11 protein-coding genes are annotated in these 16274 nt (G+C 54.7%); 2 read left to right on the forward strand and 9 right to left on the reverse strand.

Annotation, left to right across the window (positions count from 1 at the left end; genetic code table 11):
• Positions 1-114: 114 nt before the first annotated feature.
• Positions 115-2082, forward strand: coding sequence for an AAA family ATPase (locus I3J13_RS19980; protein ID WP_196379942.1), 1968 nt, complete (start codon positions 115-117; stop codon positions 2080-2082).
• Positions 2079-3959 carry a UvrD-helicase domain-containing protein gene (locus I3J13_RS19985; RefSeq protein WP_196379943.1) on the forward strand — a complete coding sequence of 627 codons (1881 nt, stop codon included), beginning with the start codon at positions 2079-2081 and terminating at the stop codon, positions 3957-3959. Before I3J13_RS19980 ends, I3J13_RS19985 begins: the two co-directional genes overlap by 4 nt.
• Positions 3960-3997: 38 nt before the next feature.
• On the opposite strand, the gene I3J13_RS19990 is transcribed toward I3J13_RS19985, so the two are convergent.
• The 9 genes from I3J13_RS19990 to I3J13_RS20030 form a co-directional block, all read right to left on the reverse strand.
• Positions 3998-5425, reverse strand: coding sequence for a Shedu anti-phage system protein SduA domain-containing protein (locus tag I3J13_RS19990; RefSeq protein WP_196379944.1), 1428 nt, complete (start codon positions 5423-5425; stop codon positions 3998-4000).
• Between the two features lie 103 nt (positions 5426-5528).
• Positions 5529-7544, reverse strand: a complete 2016-nt coding sequence (locus I3J13_RS19995; protein WP_196379945.1) for a DUF3732 domain-containing protein — start codon at positions 7542-7544, stop codon at positions 5529-5531.
• A 4-nt stretch (positions 7545-7548) separates the two neighbouring features.
• Entirely contained in the window at positions 7549-8085 is a 537-nt protein-coding gene (locus tag I3J13_RS20000) for a three component ABC system middle component (RefSeq protein ID WP_338081651.1), read from the reverse strand.
• Entirely contained in the window at positions 8033-9205 is a 1173-nt protein-coding gene (locus tag I3J13_RS20005; protein WP_236001049.1) for an ABC-three component system protein, read from the reverse strand. Before I3J13_RS20005 ends, I3J13_RS20000 begins: the two co-directional genes overlap by 53 nt.
• Positions 9206-9568: 363 nt before the next feature.
• The gene (locus I3J13_RS20010; RefSeq protein WP_196379947.1) at positions 9569-10381 is read right to left on the reverse strand and encodes a hypothetical protein; all 813 of its coding nucleotides are present in this window, start codon (positions 10379-10381) and stop codon (positions 9569-9571) included.
• A 307-nt stretch (positions 10382-10688) separates the two neighbouring features.
• Positions 10689-11627: an FAD-dependent thymidylate synthase gene (gene thyX / locus I3J13_RS20015; RefSeq protein ID WP_196379948.1), complete on the reverse strand. Its 939-nt coding sequence runs from the start codon at positions 11625-11627 to the stop codon at positions 10689-10691.
• Positions 11628-11701: 74 nt separating this feature from the next.
• Positions 11702-12730 (reverse strand): hypothetical protein, encoded by a 1029-nt coding sequence (locus I3J13_RS20020; protein ID WP_196379949.1) that lies wholly within the window; start codon positions 12728-12730, stop codon positions 11702-11704.
• Positions 12723-14822 (reverse strand): ATP-binding protein, encoded by a 2100-nt coding sequence (locus tag I3J13_RS20025; RefSeq protein ID WP_196379950.1) that lies wholly within the window; start codon positions 14820-14822, stop codon positions 12723-12725. Before I3J13_RS20025 ends, I3J13_RS20020 begins: the two co-directional genes overlap by 8 nt.
• On the reverse strand, positions 14823-16220 hold the full coding sequence (locus tag I3J13_RS20030) for a metallophosphoesterase family protein (protein ID WP_196379951.1): 1398 nt from the start codon (positions 16218-16220) through the stop codon (positions 14823-14825).
• Positions 16221-16274 lie beyond the last annotated feature (54 nt).

Raw genomic sequence — 16274 nt, forward strand, 5'->3', positions numbered from 1 at the left:
GCGATCGCGACCTGCCGGGAAAACTGGTACAAATGGCTCTTTGCGGTCAATCCAGAAACCATTGGGTTTTGGGTAATAACTTGGGTAATTGCCGAAAGAGTTGGGGAGAAACTGGTGAAACTGGAACTCTTGAAGATAATGAATTTCCGATGCTTTGGGCCTGATGCGGAGGCCATCAATTTCGAGCAAGGCGTGACTGCGTTTGTGGGCAACAATGGCGCTGGCAAGACGGCGATTTTTGCAGCCCTGAGCAAAATGTTTGGGACGACGGCAGCACAGCGACAGGTCGGCAAGCGAGATTTCCATCTTGGCCCTGGTGTGCAGGATATCACATCCGGTGCGGCGCTCTCCATTGACTGTTTGTTTGGTTTTCCAAACGTCGATCAGGATGACGAAGATGCGATTGCGGAAGTGTTCAACAATATGTCAATCGGTGGTGAGAATGAACCACTGAAAGTGCGCATCCGATTTGAGGCAACCTGGACTGATGACGGAACTCCGGAAGGTTTTGTCGATGAGCAGATGCGGTGGATTCACACGCTGGGAGATGATTTCGATTGGGACGAAAGTCCAAGAGTGCAGGCGGCAGAGCGGAATTTCATCCAGCTTGTTTATGTGCCCGCCACTCGAAACGCCTTTGATCAGGTGACGAGCCTGCTTAAAGGACGTCTTTGGAAGGCTGCACAATGGTCCCCGGAGCTCACTGAGATAGTGTCGCGAGGATCCGAGCAAATCCAGCAGCAGTTCGATCGTGAACTTCCCGCGAGGTTTATCGCCGAACGCCTGAGACGGCGATGGCAACAGGTCGATCGGGGCGACACGAATGCCAACCCCGCGCTAAGGCTTCTCGACCACAATATGAGCGACCTCGTGCGTCGAGCAGAATTTGTGTTTGCGGGTGAAGACCCATTTTACATGTTAGGCCTTGAAGAACTAAGCGATGGCCAGCGCTCGTTATTCCACATTGCCCTCACTGCGGCCACACTCGAGATCGAACAAGACGCTTTGGCGGCAGGTGATGGCGCACCCTTTGAGCACGAACGGCTTCGCAGAACATATTTGACTTTGTTAGTAATAGAGGAGCCGGAGAACAGCCTTTCGCCCTTCTTCCTTTCTCGAATCATGCTGCAGGCCAGAGAAATCGGGGGAATGACGAACGCGCAGGTCGCCATCGCGAGTCACAGCGCCAGCATATTGGCCAGGATCGAGGCGAACGAGGTGCGCTACTGCCGGCTCGATGATGAGATGCGTCAATCGTCGGTGCGCGAAATAATTCTCCCGCCCGAAACGACAGAGGCCAACGCATATGTCCGGTTGGCCGTCAAAGCTTACCCAGAACTTTACTTCGCAAGATTCGTGATTTTGGCCGAAGGCGATTCCGAGTCACTTGTTCTGCCGAGGCTTGCCGAGGCCATGGGATTTCCGATTGATCCGTCTTTCGTGCCTGTCGTTCCACTGGGTGGACGTTTCGTTCGCCACTTTTGGCGGCTGCTAAATGGCTTGAATGTTCCTCATGCGACACTGCTCGATCTCGACCTCGGGCGCAAACATGGTGGCGCCAACGCTATCAAATCGGTCGTAGCCGAACTCGCCAGGGTCGGCAAAAACATGGCGCGAAACCAGTACGTCCGTAGCGGCGAAATCGACCCGAGCGACATGGACGACATCAGCGATGCCGACTTGCTCGACGAAGACCAGGATCACATTTGGCTCAAGGCATTGCAAAAGGAAAACGTATACTTCTCGAGCCCGATAGACCTAGATTTTGCGATGCTTCAACTGTTTGCGGGCGACTATCAGGTCGCCCGTTCAGGCGGACGCGGCCCAAGACGAGGTAGGCAGCATCTGGAAAGGAAGCGGGCCGTTACGCTCAAGACCGATGGGCATCCGCAGCTCTACGAGGATTTCGGCGACAGCTATGACGCTTCATTTATCTGGTACCCATATTTGTTTCTCTCGAACAGCAAACCCGAGTCCCACATCATGGCTCTGGCAACGATCGAGGCTGCGCGGCTGCGGAGCGACGCGCCGGTTGAACTTAGAGATCTCGTCGACAAGGTTGCCAGGACCATACTGCCATGACGCGCGTGCGACCGGAGGACTGGAGACCGCAAGGCATCGATGAAATCGAGGACAGAGCGTGGGAGGCTTTGCGCGAGACCGAGCGGAATGTCGCTGTTACTGCTGGAGCTGGCGCGGGCAAAACCGAGTTCCTCGCGCAGAAGGCGGCATATCTTCTCCAAACGGGACTTTGCCCGGCTCCGAAGCGTATTCTTGCGATTAGCTTTAAGCGGGATGCGGCGGAAACCTTATCCAAACGCGTCGAGCGGCGCTGCGCAGAGGCGCAGGCGCGTCGCTTCCATTCGTTGACCTTCGATTCATTCACAAAAAGACTAGTGGATCAGTTTCGCATGGCAATACCGGCGGACCACCGTCCGCCCGCGAACTACGAGATCACCTTTCCAACGGCCGCGATTATCAATGACTTTCTTCGCCGGTCCAATATCCGACAGATCAACGCAAAACAAATGACAAGCTACGTAGAACGGGCTCGTCTTCCGATTGCGACTCTAAACGCTCCTGAACAAACAAAGCGTGCGCTCGAGCGATACTGGGAGGAGCAATTTGCGGGTCCTACCACCCACTTGACCTTCGCGATGCTAAACCGGCTCGCAGACTATCTCGTCAGATCTAACGTGAGGATCGCACGCGCCTTGCGCAATACCTATCCATTCGTCTTTCTGGATGAATTTCAGGATGCTACGCCGGCGCAGTTCGGCATTCTTATGAATGCGTTTGACCCTAACACCACAATCTTTACCGCTGTCGGCGACGGCAAGCAGCGCATTATGGGCTTTGCAGGCGCGCTGCCAGATGCGTTCGCAACACTTTCCCAGAGCTGCAATCCACGGGAAATACAGCTTCTGTCCAATTGGCGCTCACATGACGATCTTGTTACTGTCCAGCATCGCGTTGCGCGGCAGATCAACCCCAATGTCGAACGAGTGGTGGCGAGGCGTGCTCGAGCGGTAGCCGGCAACGTTAGTGGGATCTGGGTTTTCGACAACCGCGCAGCGGAGATCACAACACTCGCTGCATGGCTGGCCAGGGAAATCATTGAAAACCAATTGCCGTCCGAACAGTTTGCGGTTCTGGTGCGAATGCTCGCGGACAACGTTGAAAACGAATTGCGACCAGCGCTTGCTGAACACGGGCTTAGCTTGCGCAATCTGGCTCGGAACGTCGGCGGCGCTCCCATTCAGGATACCCTCGTTGAGCCACTTACGCAGATGCTGTTCCCGCTCATGCTACTGGGCGCTGTCCGAAGAGATCGGACCGCCTGGTCGCAAACGTTGAATAACTTGAAAAGGCTAAGCGGCGCCATCGATGACGATGAGGCCGCGCAGCAACGTCTCAATGCGCGCGCTGAGGCACTGATCAAAAGCACACGACAATACATGCGAGATAATCCTGCAAGCGCTGAATTGGCTGGGGAGATCGTCGAGCGCTTAATCGATAACGTTGGCGAGCAGGAGATTAGAACGCTTTCGGCTTCTTACCAGCGTGATCGCGACTTTGATCGTGTCAAGGCAGGCCTCGTCGCGCTACTACGAGAAAGCCTAGAGAGTGCCAGGACTTGGTTAGAAGCACTCGATCGTCTGCAAGGCAAGGATCAGATTGCATTGATGACGGTGCACAAGAGCAAGGGCATGGAATTTCATACGATGATCTTCTTTGGCCTCGACGATCGGAGTTGGCGCAGCCTCGATCAGGAAAGCCCGGGAGAACTGAATGCCTTCTACGTGGCATTGACGCGCGCTCAGCAGCGAGCCTTTTTTACGACTTGTGCCGCGCGCGGTCACCGAATCGAATGGCTCGAAGACATGTTAGGAGACGATGTGGCGAGGGTGAACGGCGAAACTATTCTTGATGCTGAGGACCTCTGGCGGCATGCTTGATGTGTTCCGACAACCGTATTGGTCGCTTGCCACGAAACTCAAAATCCATCTGACCAAGGTGTGCTTATGTCCTTGGCAACTGGAGGAGATAGCGCCTTTTGTATCTCAATTAAACGCGCGCAAAGTTCATCGAATGTGATGATTGTCACGTTAGCGTACGAATTCCTTACAATTTCGAATGATTTTCGAAGGTGTGGCAACTCTGGCGTTTTTCCGGCGATGACGATGCATTGGATCGAATGGGCATGAATGTCGTTGCGCTGTATTTCGTCCTTGAATGTGAGTAGATTCTTATGAAGTTGGCTCTGTTGATCTAAGACTTGATATACGGCTCCGCTCAATTCTTGCGATGGCGGGAAAACATCGGCACCACGATAAGCGGTTTTCGTCAGAAGGTCGGTGTGAGGTTTCTTAATCTCAACGAGCGCCAGATTCCCACTTGATGCGGTCGCCATCAAAAAGTCTGCAAACTTCCCGTTGCCCCCGTAGAACTGCTTGCCGCCAACATAGGCATTTTCTTGGATCATTATCGCCGGCGCAGAGAAGGCCATGCTCAAGATGAATGGGTTGCTCTTCAGAAATTCTTGCCAGCGCGCTTCCGGCAAATCTTTGCCCAGCATCTCCTGAAAGCGTTCAATCAATTGCTGGAGGGTTACCAGCTCAATTTCACTCTTAAGAGCCAGCAATGTCTGTGGTTCGCTTTTAGCCAACGTCGCGACGCTGCCTTGAACCAGCCGGACCGCCGCTCGTCTGTCACGCTTGGACAGGCCCGCAACCACCGTCCCTCCCTTTGTCAGGTCAGAAATCGAGTCGGGCTTAATCTTCTTTTCGGGCGGTGGAAAGCGGACTGGGTCGGCTGACTGCAAGAGGGTCTTATGCACACGCCTTTGCTTTTCCAGACGCGCTTCGCGCCGGAAATGAGTGGTCGTCCGGGTTATCTCGCGCCGGAGCTCGTGAAACCTCTTTATACCAAGAACGTATTCCGGCAGACGGATGATGGCGTCTCTTTCGCCACTTTGGCCGTGAACGACCAACGTGTTGACCCCCGGGATGCTCGCGACCGACCGGCAAATCAAACGGTATTCGTAGAGCAGCCCAAGACCGAGCCGCCAGTTTGTCTCAAAACCCTTCGGAAGGGAAGAAAGGAGCTCGTCCACGTCGTCGACCGTTTGTGGAAGCTTATAGGGCGCAAGTGTAGAGCGTGGGATGACGACTTCGGTGAGAGATCCGTATTTTGGCTGCAGGTAATTTTTGCTGCCTTGCCCAACGTGAATTGGGTGCACGAATAACGCATCCGGGAATATTCGAAGGAGAAGACGACTGTCACCGCCGCCGCTCGGGTCATCGGAATCGCTGATATAGACTTCAACGAAGTTTGCTTCCTCGCCAGGAACGTAGATGTGGAGAAATGGACCGCCGTCGGCCCTTTCTCGTTGATTAAAATCAGATTGTCGCAGCGAGGCCACAGGTTAACCCTTCACATTTTCATCATCGTTTAACGTTAAATCCCTCTACTGCTTCCCGAAGGGCCGCCCACAGCCAAACGATATATCGCAAGCACCAGGGTGGTCATTCTCGCGCATCCTTAGAACCATCAGGTATCCAGGCTGCAGGAATGAGAAAATCCTCATCATCGCGCCAGTTTGCGGCTCCAACGACGCCTTCCACCTCACCCCATGCGTGGTGATCGGCATGATCAAGGACGATGATCTGAAGCCGACCTTCGAATCTTGAGTGTGCTCTGGCAAGGCTCGAAAAAATCCTGATCGTGCTCTCAATGTCCGTCAGATGGCGACGCCGCGAGGTGGAATGAGGCTCTGCCTCCGCATCTTTTCCCTCGACGAAACTGTCGAACGTATCGCTTGGAAAGTAGACTTGGCTTGGTTGGTCGATAACCAAGAATGAAGGCACCGGATTGTTGGATCCTCGGCTCAGAAAAACTCCGTGAAGGGCCAGCAGCGCGGCCAAATGATAGCCCATCCAGTTTTCACCGCTACCAATCTCCCAGAGAAAATCTGCTCTATTTGCTCCCTCTCGCTCGAAGCGAAGATTGAGTTCCCTCTCGTCGAGGACTGGTTTGCCCTCGGCGCCAGCGACACCGAGAGCCGCGATGAACTTCGGGATGTAGTTTGAAATCTGGTTATGGATGCGGGCTGAACGGCTCTCTCGTTCTTCGAGGTTCGACTGTTGGTCTAGAACAAGAATGTCCTTCCGCAAGGCCTCTGCCCGGCTAGTCAGACCGCCTTCGCCCTCGACCTCGCCTAGTAGCCTCAAAGCTTGCTCTGTCGAGCCGATGAAGCGATAGACGTTTTCGAGGCTCTGGCTTTTGCCCTGCTCTCGGTCGACCTCCGCTTCAAATGCGGCTCTCGTTTGGCGCAGGGAAAGGAGTTCACGCTCATCCTTGAGCAGCTCTTCTTGGATAGTGACGATGTCGCGATCAACCATCGGGCGTGCAGATGCCGTGCCCGTTGATAGGGCTGCGAGTTCGGCGATGGGTTCATCGAGCTCCGCAAGCGCCTGCTTGGCGGCCTCCGTGCTTGAGCCACAGAGGATGCAGTTGTCAGAATGCGTTCGTGCCTTAAACCATCCTATACCTACGACGCTTGCCGATTGCTCCTGTAGGATCTCCGCATAATCCCCTACAGACCGGGAAAGGCTCCGAAGCTTACGGAGGCGCCGGCGGTCGGAGCCGATTTTCGCATCGAGTTCCTGCTCTCTGTTTCTGATCTCATCAAGACGCGTTACAGCCGCCGTGACCCGGCCAGCCGTTGCGACGGTACGCCCACCGGCATTTACGACATTCTGCAAAAGTTCAATCAACGCGGTGAGGTTGCTCGGTGGCTCGCCAGCGGGCAGAAGGCTGAGCTCCTGAGCGCGAAAGAATGCTCCATGTGCGGTCGCACGCCAATTGTCGATTGCATTGCGCCTTCCACGTAGCTCGGTCTCTACGCGGCGTAGCTCATCGCGAAGAAGCCGAATTCTGTGGGCTCGGACCAAATCTTCGTTGGTAATGATGCCCATGGCGAGCGGCAGGATGTGCTGTAGCTTGTTGCGGTGATCGGTGGAGTCAGCCTTGAAGAAGAGTGTATAGGGGTTCGCGACGATGTGTTGTGGTAAAAGATTGAATGAAGCCATGTCTCGAAAGCTTGCCCGGTCCTGCGCGCCTTCTGGAACGACACTAAGATTTGATAGCCCGGACAATGCATCGAGCATCGCCTTCAGCCTTGTGACATTGGTCGTCGGTGTCGGGCGCCGGGGAAGGGGGGCTTCTGTGTCGCTGCCTTGTTGTAGCCAGATGTCGTCCGAGACTTGTCGCGCAGCTGGCTTCGGTCTTCCAATCCGCATCCGTCCCGCATCAGTTTCGATTTCGAGTCCGTACCATGATGAGAGATCACGGATAACGCCAACTGGGATGGAGCAGTTACCAGACCCGAGCACGTAGTTGATGATGTCAACGATGGACGATTTGCCCGTGCTGCTCCAGCCGGACACGATAGAGACACGAGACGTGTCAAAGGTTAAAATTCGGGGATCGTGATTGGGATCTTCCGGCCAGATGATAATCGATTTTATAAATAATTTCATCGACTCAGAACTCCACAGTCAGTTGTCTCTGGATCGTCTCAAAGGGCTCAAGTGCGAACCAAGCGCCGAGGCGTTTTCCAGCCAGGATCATAGCGCCCAGTGAGGAATCATTATCGCGGAGCGCTGGCGGGAGGTCGGCCGCTCCGAGTGCGCGGAAAGTAGGAAACCCTCCACCGCCATCGCGCTGCAAAAGCCCTGTGGCCACCCCAAGCTGCAATGCCAAGAACGCAGGCCTTGCCGACGACTCGACCCTTGCCTGCAATCCACCAATAAGATCGGGTCGCTCTGCGACGACCTTCAAAAATTGACTGTCAAAATTCATGCGATGGATTTTCTCAACGGTTTCGCGATGGAAGAGCAGTCCCGCGCTCAGGATGAAGACAGGAAGGGCCGGCGCTTTTCCCGCCCCAGTGTCGCTATACTTGCGAGCCAGATGCCAGAATATGCGCGATAGCAATGCCGGGTTCTTCGCCAACAGCTCCTCGTGATCAGATCTCATCCTTACCTGCCTTTCGGAACGTCGGGTCCCACCAGACCTCATCCTCTTCGGCAAGCCGGTGATAATGACCGGAGGTCATATACAGCTCTTCACAGGAGTGCCCATCGAGGACCTCCCGGTGATCATAGGTCACGTCCGCGAGGATGGTTTGGCCGATATCGCAATTCCGCTGACCTTTCAGCTCGCGCCGGCGTCGTCGCATGAGCCCGGCCCATCTCTCTCGAAGGCGATCGGAGCGGTGGCTCCACTCGGCATCAGGTACGTCCCCGGCTCGAACCAGACGATGTTTTTCAATGTTGAATTTCAGAAAATGATCGACCGCCTGTACGATATCCTCACCTTCGGCATCAATGCGGCTAAGATGTTCCACGAAATTGCGGGACAACTGACCCTTGCGTAATTCATCGTCGATTTCGATCTCACCGGATGCGCGGGGCAGGAAGCGGCTCTTGGCCTGCTTTGCCTGAAGCGCATGACTTTGCACAAGTACTTCGTCGCGAGTTATCAAGCCGGGACGGCCCTCTGACCATTCAAGCCGAACGCGGTTGGTCAGCCAACCGAAGAGGCCGTCCAAAATATCGGCCGCGTCGGCACGCGGGTTGAGCCCGAGGCCATTTGCGATTGATCTGCGATCGATCTCAAGATCTGTTGCTTCGACAAGTTCAACTTTGGAAATCAGGTCCGCAAGGGAACTATCAGACCGGGACAGAACGTCTTCGATCAGGATTTGGACCTTTGCGGTCGTGCGCTTCGAACCGGCTTTGCGCAGCGCTCCCACGATATCTGCAACACTCGCTTTCCCGCAACCGCGCTCCTTTATCAACTGTGCGATCGGCGAAGACACCCAGTGATTCACGAAGAACAGGTAGCGCTGACAGTGCGCGCCGTCTATGGTTTCTGCATGCCGCAACCAGATCTGCAATGTTCTCCAGATCGCTCGGGTCCGATCGCCAAGCAGTCGAGCTTCACTTCGGGTTGTACTCTTGTCTTGTTCAAGCAAAATGATTTTGCCGTCACGAACGACGGCGACATCATCGACGTGCTCCACCGCGACCGCCACGTCTCCGCCGGCGGCATGAGCGAGGTGGTAAAGAGCGCGATCCAATTGCAGAATGTAGCCTGCGGCCTGTGCAGCTGCAGTATTGTCGATTCGTAGACCCAAATTCGTGAAAGCCGGTGAGGCCCCTCAGTCGAAAACATCGTCTATCGAGAATATGCCTCAATCCTGAATAGCAAAGCAACTTTTCCGTCTGAATACTTGCAGTTCACAGGTTTCATGGCGTTTGACGTCGAGAGACGTAAAATACCTTCCGATGTGCGGCAAGCTCTACGGCGTCGTGCGTGAAGCCGGTATCGCAGCATGAGCTACCGGTGTTGAAGCGGAGGTCGTACCGGCCGCCGCAACCGACGATACTGGCTCGGCGGAATGCGGATCGACCCTATCTTGGAGTGGTCGGCAGATGTGGTGATAACATTGAAGTTGATCGCGCCGACGGGCAAACATCGTTCCGATCACAGATCGGCGTCATGCCTTCAGCGATGTTTTGTGATTGGCACTTCCTTCGCGCCGGAGCCCCGTTTCAGGATCGCAACGCTCAAAAAGCTCGTTAAACCAGTCGATATTCTCGCGGCCTGCGCTGTTGGGGCACTCCATGCCCGCAATGTAGAAGCGTCCCTGCCAGTAATATCCAAACTGTTTGGCCGACCCAATGCGCCATAGGCCTACCATCTGAGGAGCGCCACCACTGAAAGGGTCCTCTGCTGACTTGAGACTTTTGCAGAACGCGTGAATGGCTGCCCTACTCGTGCCTGATGCAGCCGTCTCGTTCATTTTGGCTTCAAATTTTTGCAAGGTCGCTTTGCCCGTGCCATCGATCTTTGCGAGGTAGGACCGGTTCTCAACTGGGAGCTCACTATCCGACCAGCTTTTCGGAGCGGGCCGATATACACTTCGCCATAGCCGAAAGGTTGACTTCATACCCTCTCCGTCTCGAGCACCGTGGAAGAGCGTCACGTTGGAAGCGTATTTGGTTGAGATTCGGCCGAGCGAGTTTTTGAGTTGATTGAGAACAATGGAGTGCCGCTCTTCTGATGTAGCTGTGTTCAGGTTAATAACCCCACACGCCACCATACTGAGAACCTGGCCCAGCGCCATCGGCATAAAGTACGCGTCGCCGCAATACCCGAAGACATCAGCGCTGACTGGTGATCCGAAGGTCTTCCGCCCCGCATCCCACCGTTCTGTATGTTCGATCCAGGTTATCCGGCTGTCCGTAAGCAGATAAAGCGCAGTAGGTCCGCGGGAGTCACGTGCGATTGCAGCGGCTAAGGAAGTCATTGCACCTCAGGTCTTGGTTAGGTAAGCTGATCGTAAGCGTGATGCCATTCAAGAGGCAACTCCTGTTCGTCTCCGCAAGAAGACGCCCGAGGTGGGGACCCATTCGCAACAGCGAATGGGTTTTCAGGTTTTATCAGAGCACAATTCCGATGATTTAAGAACAGAAACCTGAACGAGATCAAAATTTCGTTTGAAATTCTGGAGGAAATCACCGCCCGTTCCGAGAGTGCCCACTGGTTGAGGCTCGGTGAGCACCACAACAGCCTCCCAAATTTTGAGTGATAAAATAATGAACGGCTATTTCGGTCTAAACTACTTGTATCTTAGCGAGAAATTCCTCCCACTCCCGCTTCGACATTTTCGTATCGGACTGCTCAATCGTCTCTCCGGCAAGCATGCGACGAAGCGCTTTGACAGCCTCTCCTGAAAAGGTCGCGGCTTCCAAGCGATGCTCGCGAAACGCTTCGTAGGTCAGCGGCACCCATTTTTGCAGAACGTCCAACATCACGTCTGCATATACCCTGATCTCATACTGCGCGTGCGGATCGGCGCGCAGTCGAAGGAAGTTCATGAGATTATGCAGGTCGGTTTTCCAATACCATTGGGTATAGAAATTGAGTGACAGGTTCATTCGCGCAAGCTCGCGTGCAAGACCTTGGTAGTCATCGCGGATCTGTTGGCCTGCTTCGTCGTGGTTTAGCAAATCAAGATAATGATTGTAGTTGCGTTGCGCGTCATCGGAGAGAATGCGCAGGACCTGGCCTGCCTCTTCGGTCCCAACGACCTCGCCGCGGCCCTGGCGGTTCTGCACCGACTGCGCTGCCAAATGTTCCGGGTCAGGAATGTAAAACTCGCGATCGAGAATAGAGTAGCGTGCCGAATATTCGTTAACGTTAGCCATTCGGTGCCGGATCCACTGGCGGGCGACGAAGATCGGTAATTTTACATGAAACTTTATTTCCGCCATTTCGAATGGCGTCGTGTGCCAATTGCGGAGCAGATAGTGGATCAGACCACGATCTTCAGAAACTTTCTTGGTGCCTCGGCCATAGGAAACGCGCGCCGCCTGCACGACGGCGGCGTCATCGCCCATGTAATCGATAACACGTATAAACCCATGGTCGAGAACTGGAATGGCTTGATAGAGGATATCCTCAAGTCCGTCGGATACCGTGCGGCGTGTCAGCTTCCTAGCATCGCGAGCTTCCTTGATCTCGAGTGATTGTTCTTCTGTAAGGCTGGGCATTGTATCTCCGGACTCCGGCAAGCGTGCGCACATCTTAGCCGTTTGAAGCTATGGGAAAAGTCGAATGCCCAATCTCATTGGCTCCAGAACGAGGCGGGATCGAAGCGGTCGTTGATGCGATAGAAATAGGTCGTGCCCGAAGCCTTTACTTCGTTGACGACATATGTGGTCGGCGTGCGGCAAACGACCTGTATTTGATCGTCGGCGAGCGCTGCAATTGCAAACGCGACCGCATGAGTCTTGGGACCAATCGCAAAACACGTGGTGCCAGCGGAACGGTTTTGTAGAACGCTAAGGGCGACGGCCGCAATTTCGTGCAGCTCGAACTGTTCCTGCTTGACGCCTGGGAACGCCGTCAGTTGCTGAAGCGCCGGCCGCTCCCTGTCGATTACCGATGAAGGGAGTCGAAGATGCCCTTCTGTAATGTGATACAGGACCAGGCCGTTCGGCTCGAAACGGTCGACGATAGGGCTTGCTTGCGTTAGCTCGGCGCCAACTGAAATATAGAGGTTCCTTCGATCAGGGACATAATCTTCGGATTCCAGGTAGGGGATCTGTGACGTCGTCCACTCGCCTTCCGAGATCAGACCGAGCGCTCGGCCAGCAGCATCTAGGGGCGCAGCGCTCATCTCGTATTTTTCCGCCTCCGCATAGACGAGGTCGATAGAGGTAAACAGTTCTCGGCGGAATCCCAATCCAAGCAAGAAAAGCAAATAGCGTTTGGGGATGCATGTCATGTCCATGAGTACCCGCAAAGCCCGGCCCTTCTTGCGCGCTACCGCGAAAATTTCCTGCTCCAGCTTCCCGGCGTTGTCCGTAAACTGAGCAGACCTCTCCAGGTCGAGAAACCTGCAATTTGGAATCGCTGCTTCAATCGTGGCGCGATGTCCGCTTTTGCGCCCTCCCATTTCAGTATCAGACGATGCAAAATGGATGATCAAAACTTCGTCGCTGCGTCCCGAGAGCAGCGAACTACAGGCGTGACAGCGAGTCTCCCAACTTACAATCCCGATCACGAGATCATATTGTGCACGAAGGATGCTGTGATCGCCGAGGATCGTCTGTGATATGCTGAGCGTCCCGATAGGCGTCTCGTCAATCATCGAAATTCGGAGCCTCTTGAGCCAAGGGGAGTGTCAGCTGCGAACTCGACGTCGATCGGCGTGCGAACTGCTTCGCCCACTCATCTGCATCGATTTCAGGCGAACCTATGCAAACCTGATACAGGGTGTCCTCAGTCAGCTTCACGGGCTCGTATGCGCCTCTGTATGAGAACATGAAACGAGGCGCGAAACGGCGATGCAACCGAAAGCCGGAGATCTTGGGGGCTTGGTCGTCTTCGTCGGTATTGGCGCCCCGCTTAGACGTAGTGGCGCGCAGATATCCTGACAATTCGGCGCGATGGATGATCTGGTTGATAAGTTCGATCTGGATTGCGTTTGCCGGATAGCTACGGGCCGCATCAATGAAAAACAGCCCTCGCTCGGCCGTTGCCAGAGACGAAGGGTCCTCGAAATTCGCTTGGAGCTGGTGGGTGAGACGCCCAAGGACCGTTATGAAGCGCATAACGGCTTCTGCATTCGAGTCGGTCAGTATGCCGATGCCATCATAGAAAGCCTCGCTGGAGGCGTAGATGCCGTCGGTCTGCGTCTTGGCAGAGATTTTCGATCCCGAGCGGGCGAATTTCTGTAGAATTTCATCCGAGGAAAGCGTACCGCGGTCTTTCGCGAAGCGGTCGAAAATCTCCGCCATGATCTCGAGGAAATCGCGGATCGAGCCGTCGGCTAGCGACGTGATTACGCTTACTCCGGACAACGGTAGCCGGCGGAAGCCGAGCCGGTTTGCAATGTGGAGCATCGCGCCTACACTCTTGCGTCGCATCCAGGCTTGCTGGCTTCTGGCCTTCATCGCCCTTGCGTTCTTTGCAATCTTGGTGAAATCCGCAGGGCGCGAAACCGCTGAAAAATTCTCCTTTTGACCGGTCCAGTGCCAAAGCACATAGGCCTGATAGTAAGGCAGAGCCCCGGAAGGCGTAAGCTCAAGCCCGTATTGGCTAAAATTGAGTCCGTGAAGGAATTCCGCAGCCTCGCGCAGCTGCCGCGCGAGCGGGCTCGTCGAGCGCGAGATCATCGTTTCGATAATGTCGTTCACCACCACCGTGCCGAGGCGTGCTTTAAGCGAGAAATAGCGCTCGACCTCGGGACCCGTAACCGCTGGACGCCGATCTTGCTCTTGAGAAAAATACACTCGCAGGCTGGCGACGGCTTCGCAGAGGGCCTGAAATTCTGGCCGGTCCCTATCGTCGAGCGACACGACCCGCCGGTCGGCGTCGGTCAAGGGCTGTTCATCAATAAACGTCTCTCCGGCCTCAACCGCCTCTCCAACCGAGCAGATGACCCACGAGATCGGAAACTTGCTCTTGCGTACCAGGGTATTGACCGATTTTCTCTGAAGCGGGCTCATCACCTCACAATCGTCGAGACAAAACTTGAAGCCAAGTTTTTGGGCGCTGGCGAGCTTGCTGTGGGCAATGGATTGAGACAAGCGCTCGATCACAAAAGACAGGAATTCATTCGGCTCGCAGGCCGGCAGCTTATCGACCAAGCTCTTAACGTAACCGCGCCCGCAGGCCTCGTTCATTCGCCTAACCATGCTGCGAAGCGCCCGCGACAGATCGACGAAGGTTTTCGGTGGCTGCTCAGTGAAAGACAATATTTCCGGGAACTCCGCCGTCGTGCTCGCTACGATCGAAAGCTCGCTGCTTGCCGAAAGGGTCAAAATGCTCTCGACGCGCAAGGTGTGAGCAGCTGAAAGTGCTTTTTCCACGGCGATCAATTCGAGAGCAAGAGAATAGAAGCGAAAGAATTCGTAGTCAGGGCGCGGCGAGTCCGGGAAGATTTCGGACCAGCGCATATAGCCCATTGAGCCCGAAACGTGGTCCGGCAAGCGTAAATAGACGCCGATGTGGTTGAAGTCGGAGATGGTCTTCTGGATTCGCAGAGAAGGGTTGGACAGCAGATCCTCCCAGCAAATGCTCCTAAGAAGCGTGGTCTTGCCACTCCCTCTGCTTCCATAAACGAAAACCGACTTATCGGCCGCCAAATGCGCGGCTGTTGGAGTGAACCATATTAGAGGAGAGCCTGAACTCTCATGCTCCCATCGCGTTGGCCGGAAAGGGTTCACCACGGCTGCCACCTACTTCTCCGCTCTCAAAATCCAGTGCGTCGGCGACAGATCGTAGTTGTCGATCGTGATACTGCCTTCAGCCTGCAATTGCTCGACGATGATCGTCAGGCGCTGTTCGTCCAAGCCGTGCGCCTCATCGAGAAAATTTTTGGTCAGTTCGGGCCAGTATATTTGGCCGACCTCCAAAATCTTTCCGTAGATAATGCCGGTGTTGCGATCGGAACTCCGCTTGCGTCCATTGTTTAGGGCGATTGAGATCGTGTTTTCGCGCTTCAAGATCCCTGATTTGTCGACCCTGTAGGGTGTGACGTGGCAGGCAAGCGGGACTGCATTCTCTCCGAACAGAACATCGAGCAAATTGAAGCCTTTGGGAATATCGGGTGCGCTGATCGAGACGACGGGAAAGCCGCCTGGAAGCTGCAGCACCTCGATAGGATCCTCATGGATGTGGCCGTGCAAATATATCACCGGCCGTCCGAGCTCCCCGAGGGCGCCACGCAGCGCGCCGCCATTAACGAGCTCAGTGTAAGGAGCGAGCCGCGGCCGTCGTTGCGGAAGCAGGTTATGGTGAGCGACGAGCACTGGGATAGCGGCGCCCGAAAGGGCTTCCATTTTCGTCACAACGCTTTCGATCGTTTCCTCCGAGATCGCTGGCGTGTCTAACTGGCGATCATAATACGCCCTAATCGCGGCGTCGGAGTCCGGCCCGCCCATCACCGTTTCCATTGCTGCAGCAATCTGGCTGCGAAATTCGGGCGGAATGTAGCTTTCTTCACCGCAGCCCCAGCAACTGTTGAGAAGAAAGAGCTCGATGCGAGCGTTGCCTTTTTCGACTGATCGATGCATCGCCTTATTGACGGGCAAGGGGGGCAGGCCGGCACCAGTTAGGGCTTCCACTAAAGGCGTGAATTTCGTGCTTATGCCGGGTTTAAGGGCCAGGGTGCGGTTTATGTCATGGTTTCCGGGAACAATGCCGACTGGAATATCGCGATATAGACCTTTTGAGCCGATCTGCAGTGCGCTAGCAATGTATTTTGAGCAGGCTTCATAGCCGTCGAGTTTGCCGTAATCAGTCAGATCGCCCATGAACAGGACTGCGTCAATATCCTGCTCCTTGATGATCTCAAAGATGCGCCGGAAAACAGTTTTGATTGGGCTGCGCGAAATGATGTTCTTCAGATTCAGAGGAAACGTGGTGTCCTTGTCGTCCACGAAGGCCTTGTTGCCAGCGTTGGAAACTAGGTGAATATCGCCAATCTGCAGCAGCCTAACTTTTGGTAGCACTTTATCCCCTCGCCCAGAGATTGCATATCGTCTTGGCGTGCGTGTTTCAATGCTAAGTCGAAGAACGAGGAGTTTTTCAGTGCAAAAACCGAGCCGCCAATACATCGGCGCCAAAATCACCATTGCTGTTCTATTGCCAGGTGAATGAAGAGACGACGGTAAAAGAAAACATTGATC

Origin of the sequence: Agrobacterium leguminum (assembly GCF_015704895.1) — a bacterium.
Lineage (GTDB): Bacteria > Pseudomonadota > Alphaproteobacteria > Rhizobiales > Rhizobiaceae > Agrobacterium > Agrobacterium leguminum.

Coding starts and splice junctions, on each gene's coding strand:
- I3J13_RS20020 (WP_196379949.1), bottom strand. CDS start 12,730: ATGATTGACGAGACGCCTATCGGGACGCTCAGCATATCACAGACGATC.
- thyX (WP_196379948.1), bottom strand. CDS start 11,627: ATGCCCAGCCTTACAGAAGAACAATCACTCGAGATCAAGGAAGCTCGC.
- I3J13_RS19985 (WP_196379943.1), top strand. CDS start 2,079: ATGACGCGCGTGCGACCGGAGGACTGGAGACCGCAAGGCATCGATGAA.
- I3J13_RS20010 (WP_196379947.1), bottom strand. CDS start 10,381: ATGACTTCCTTAGCCGCTGCAATCGCACGTGACTCCCGCGGACCTACT.
- I3J13_RS20030 (WP_196379951.1), bottom strand. CDS start 16,220: ATGGTGATTTTGGCGCCGATGTATTGGCGGCTCGGTTTTTGCACTGAA.
- I3J13_RS20000 (WP_338081651.1), bottom strand. CDS start 8,085: ATGAGGTCTGGTGGGACCCGACGTTCCGAAAGGCAGGTAAGGATGAGA.
- I3J13_RS19995 (WP_196379945.1), bottom strand. CDS start 7,544: ATGAAATTATTTATAAAATCGATTATCATCTGGCCGGAAGATCCCAAT.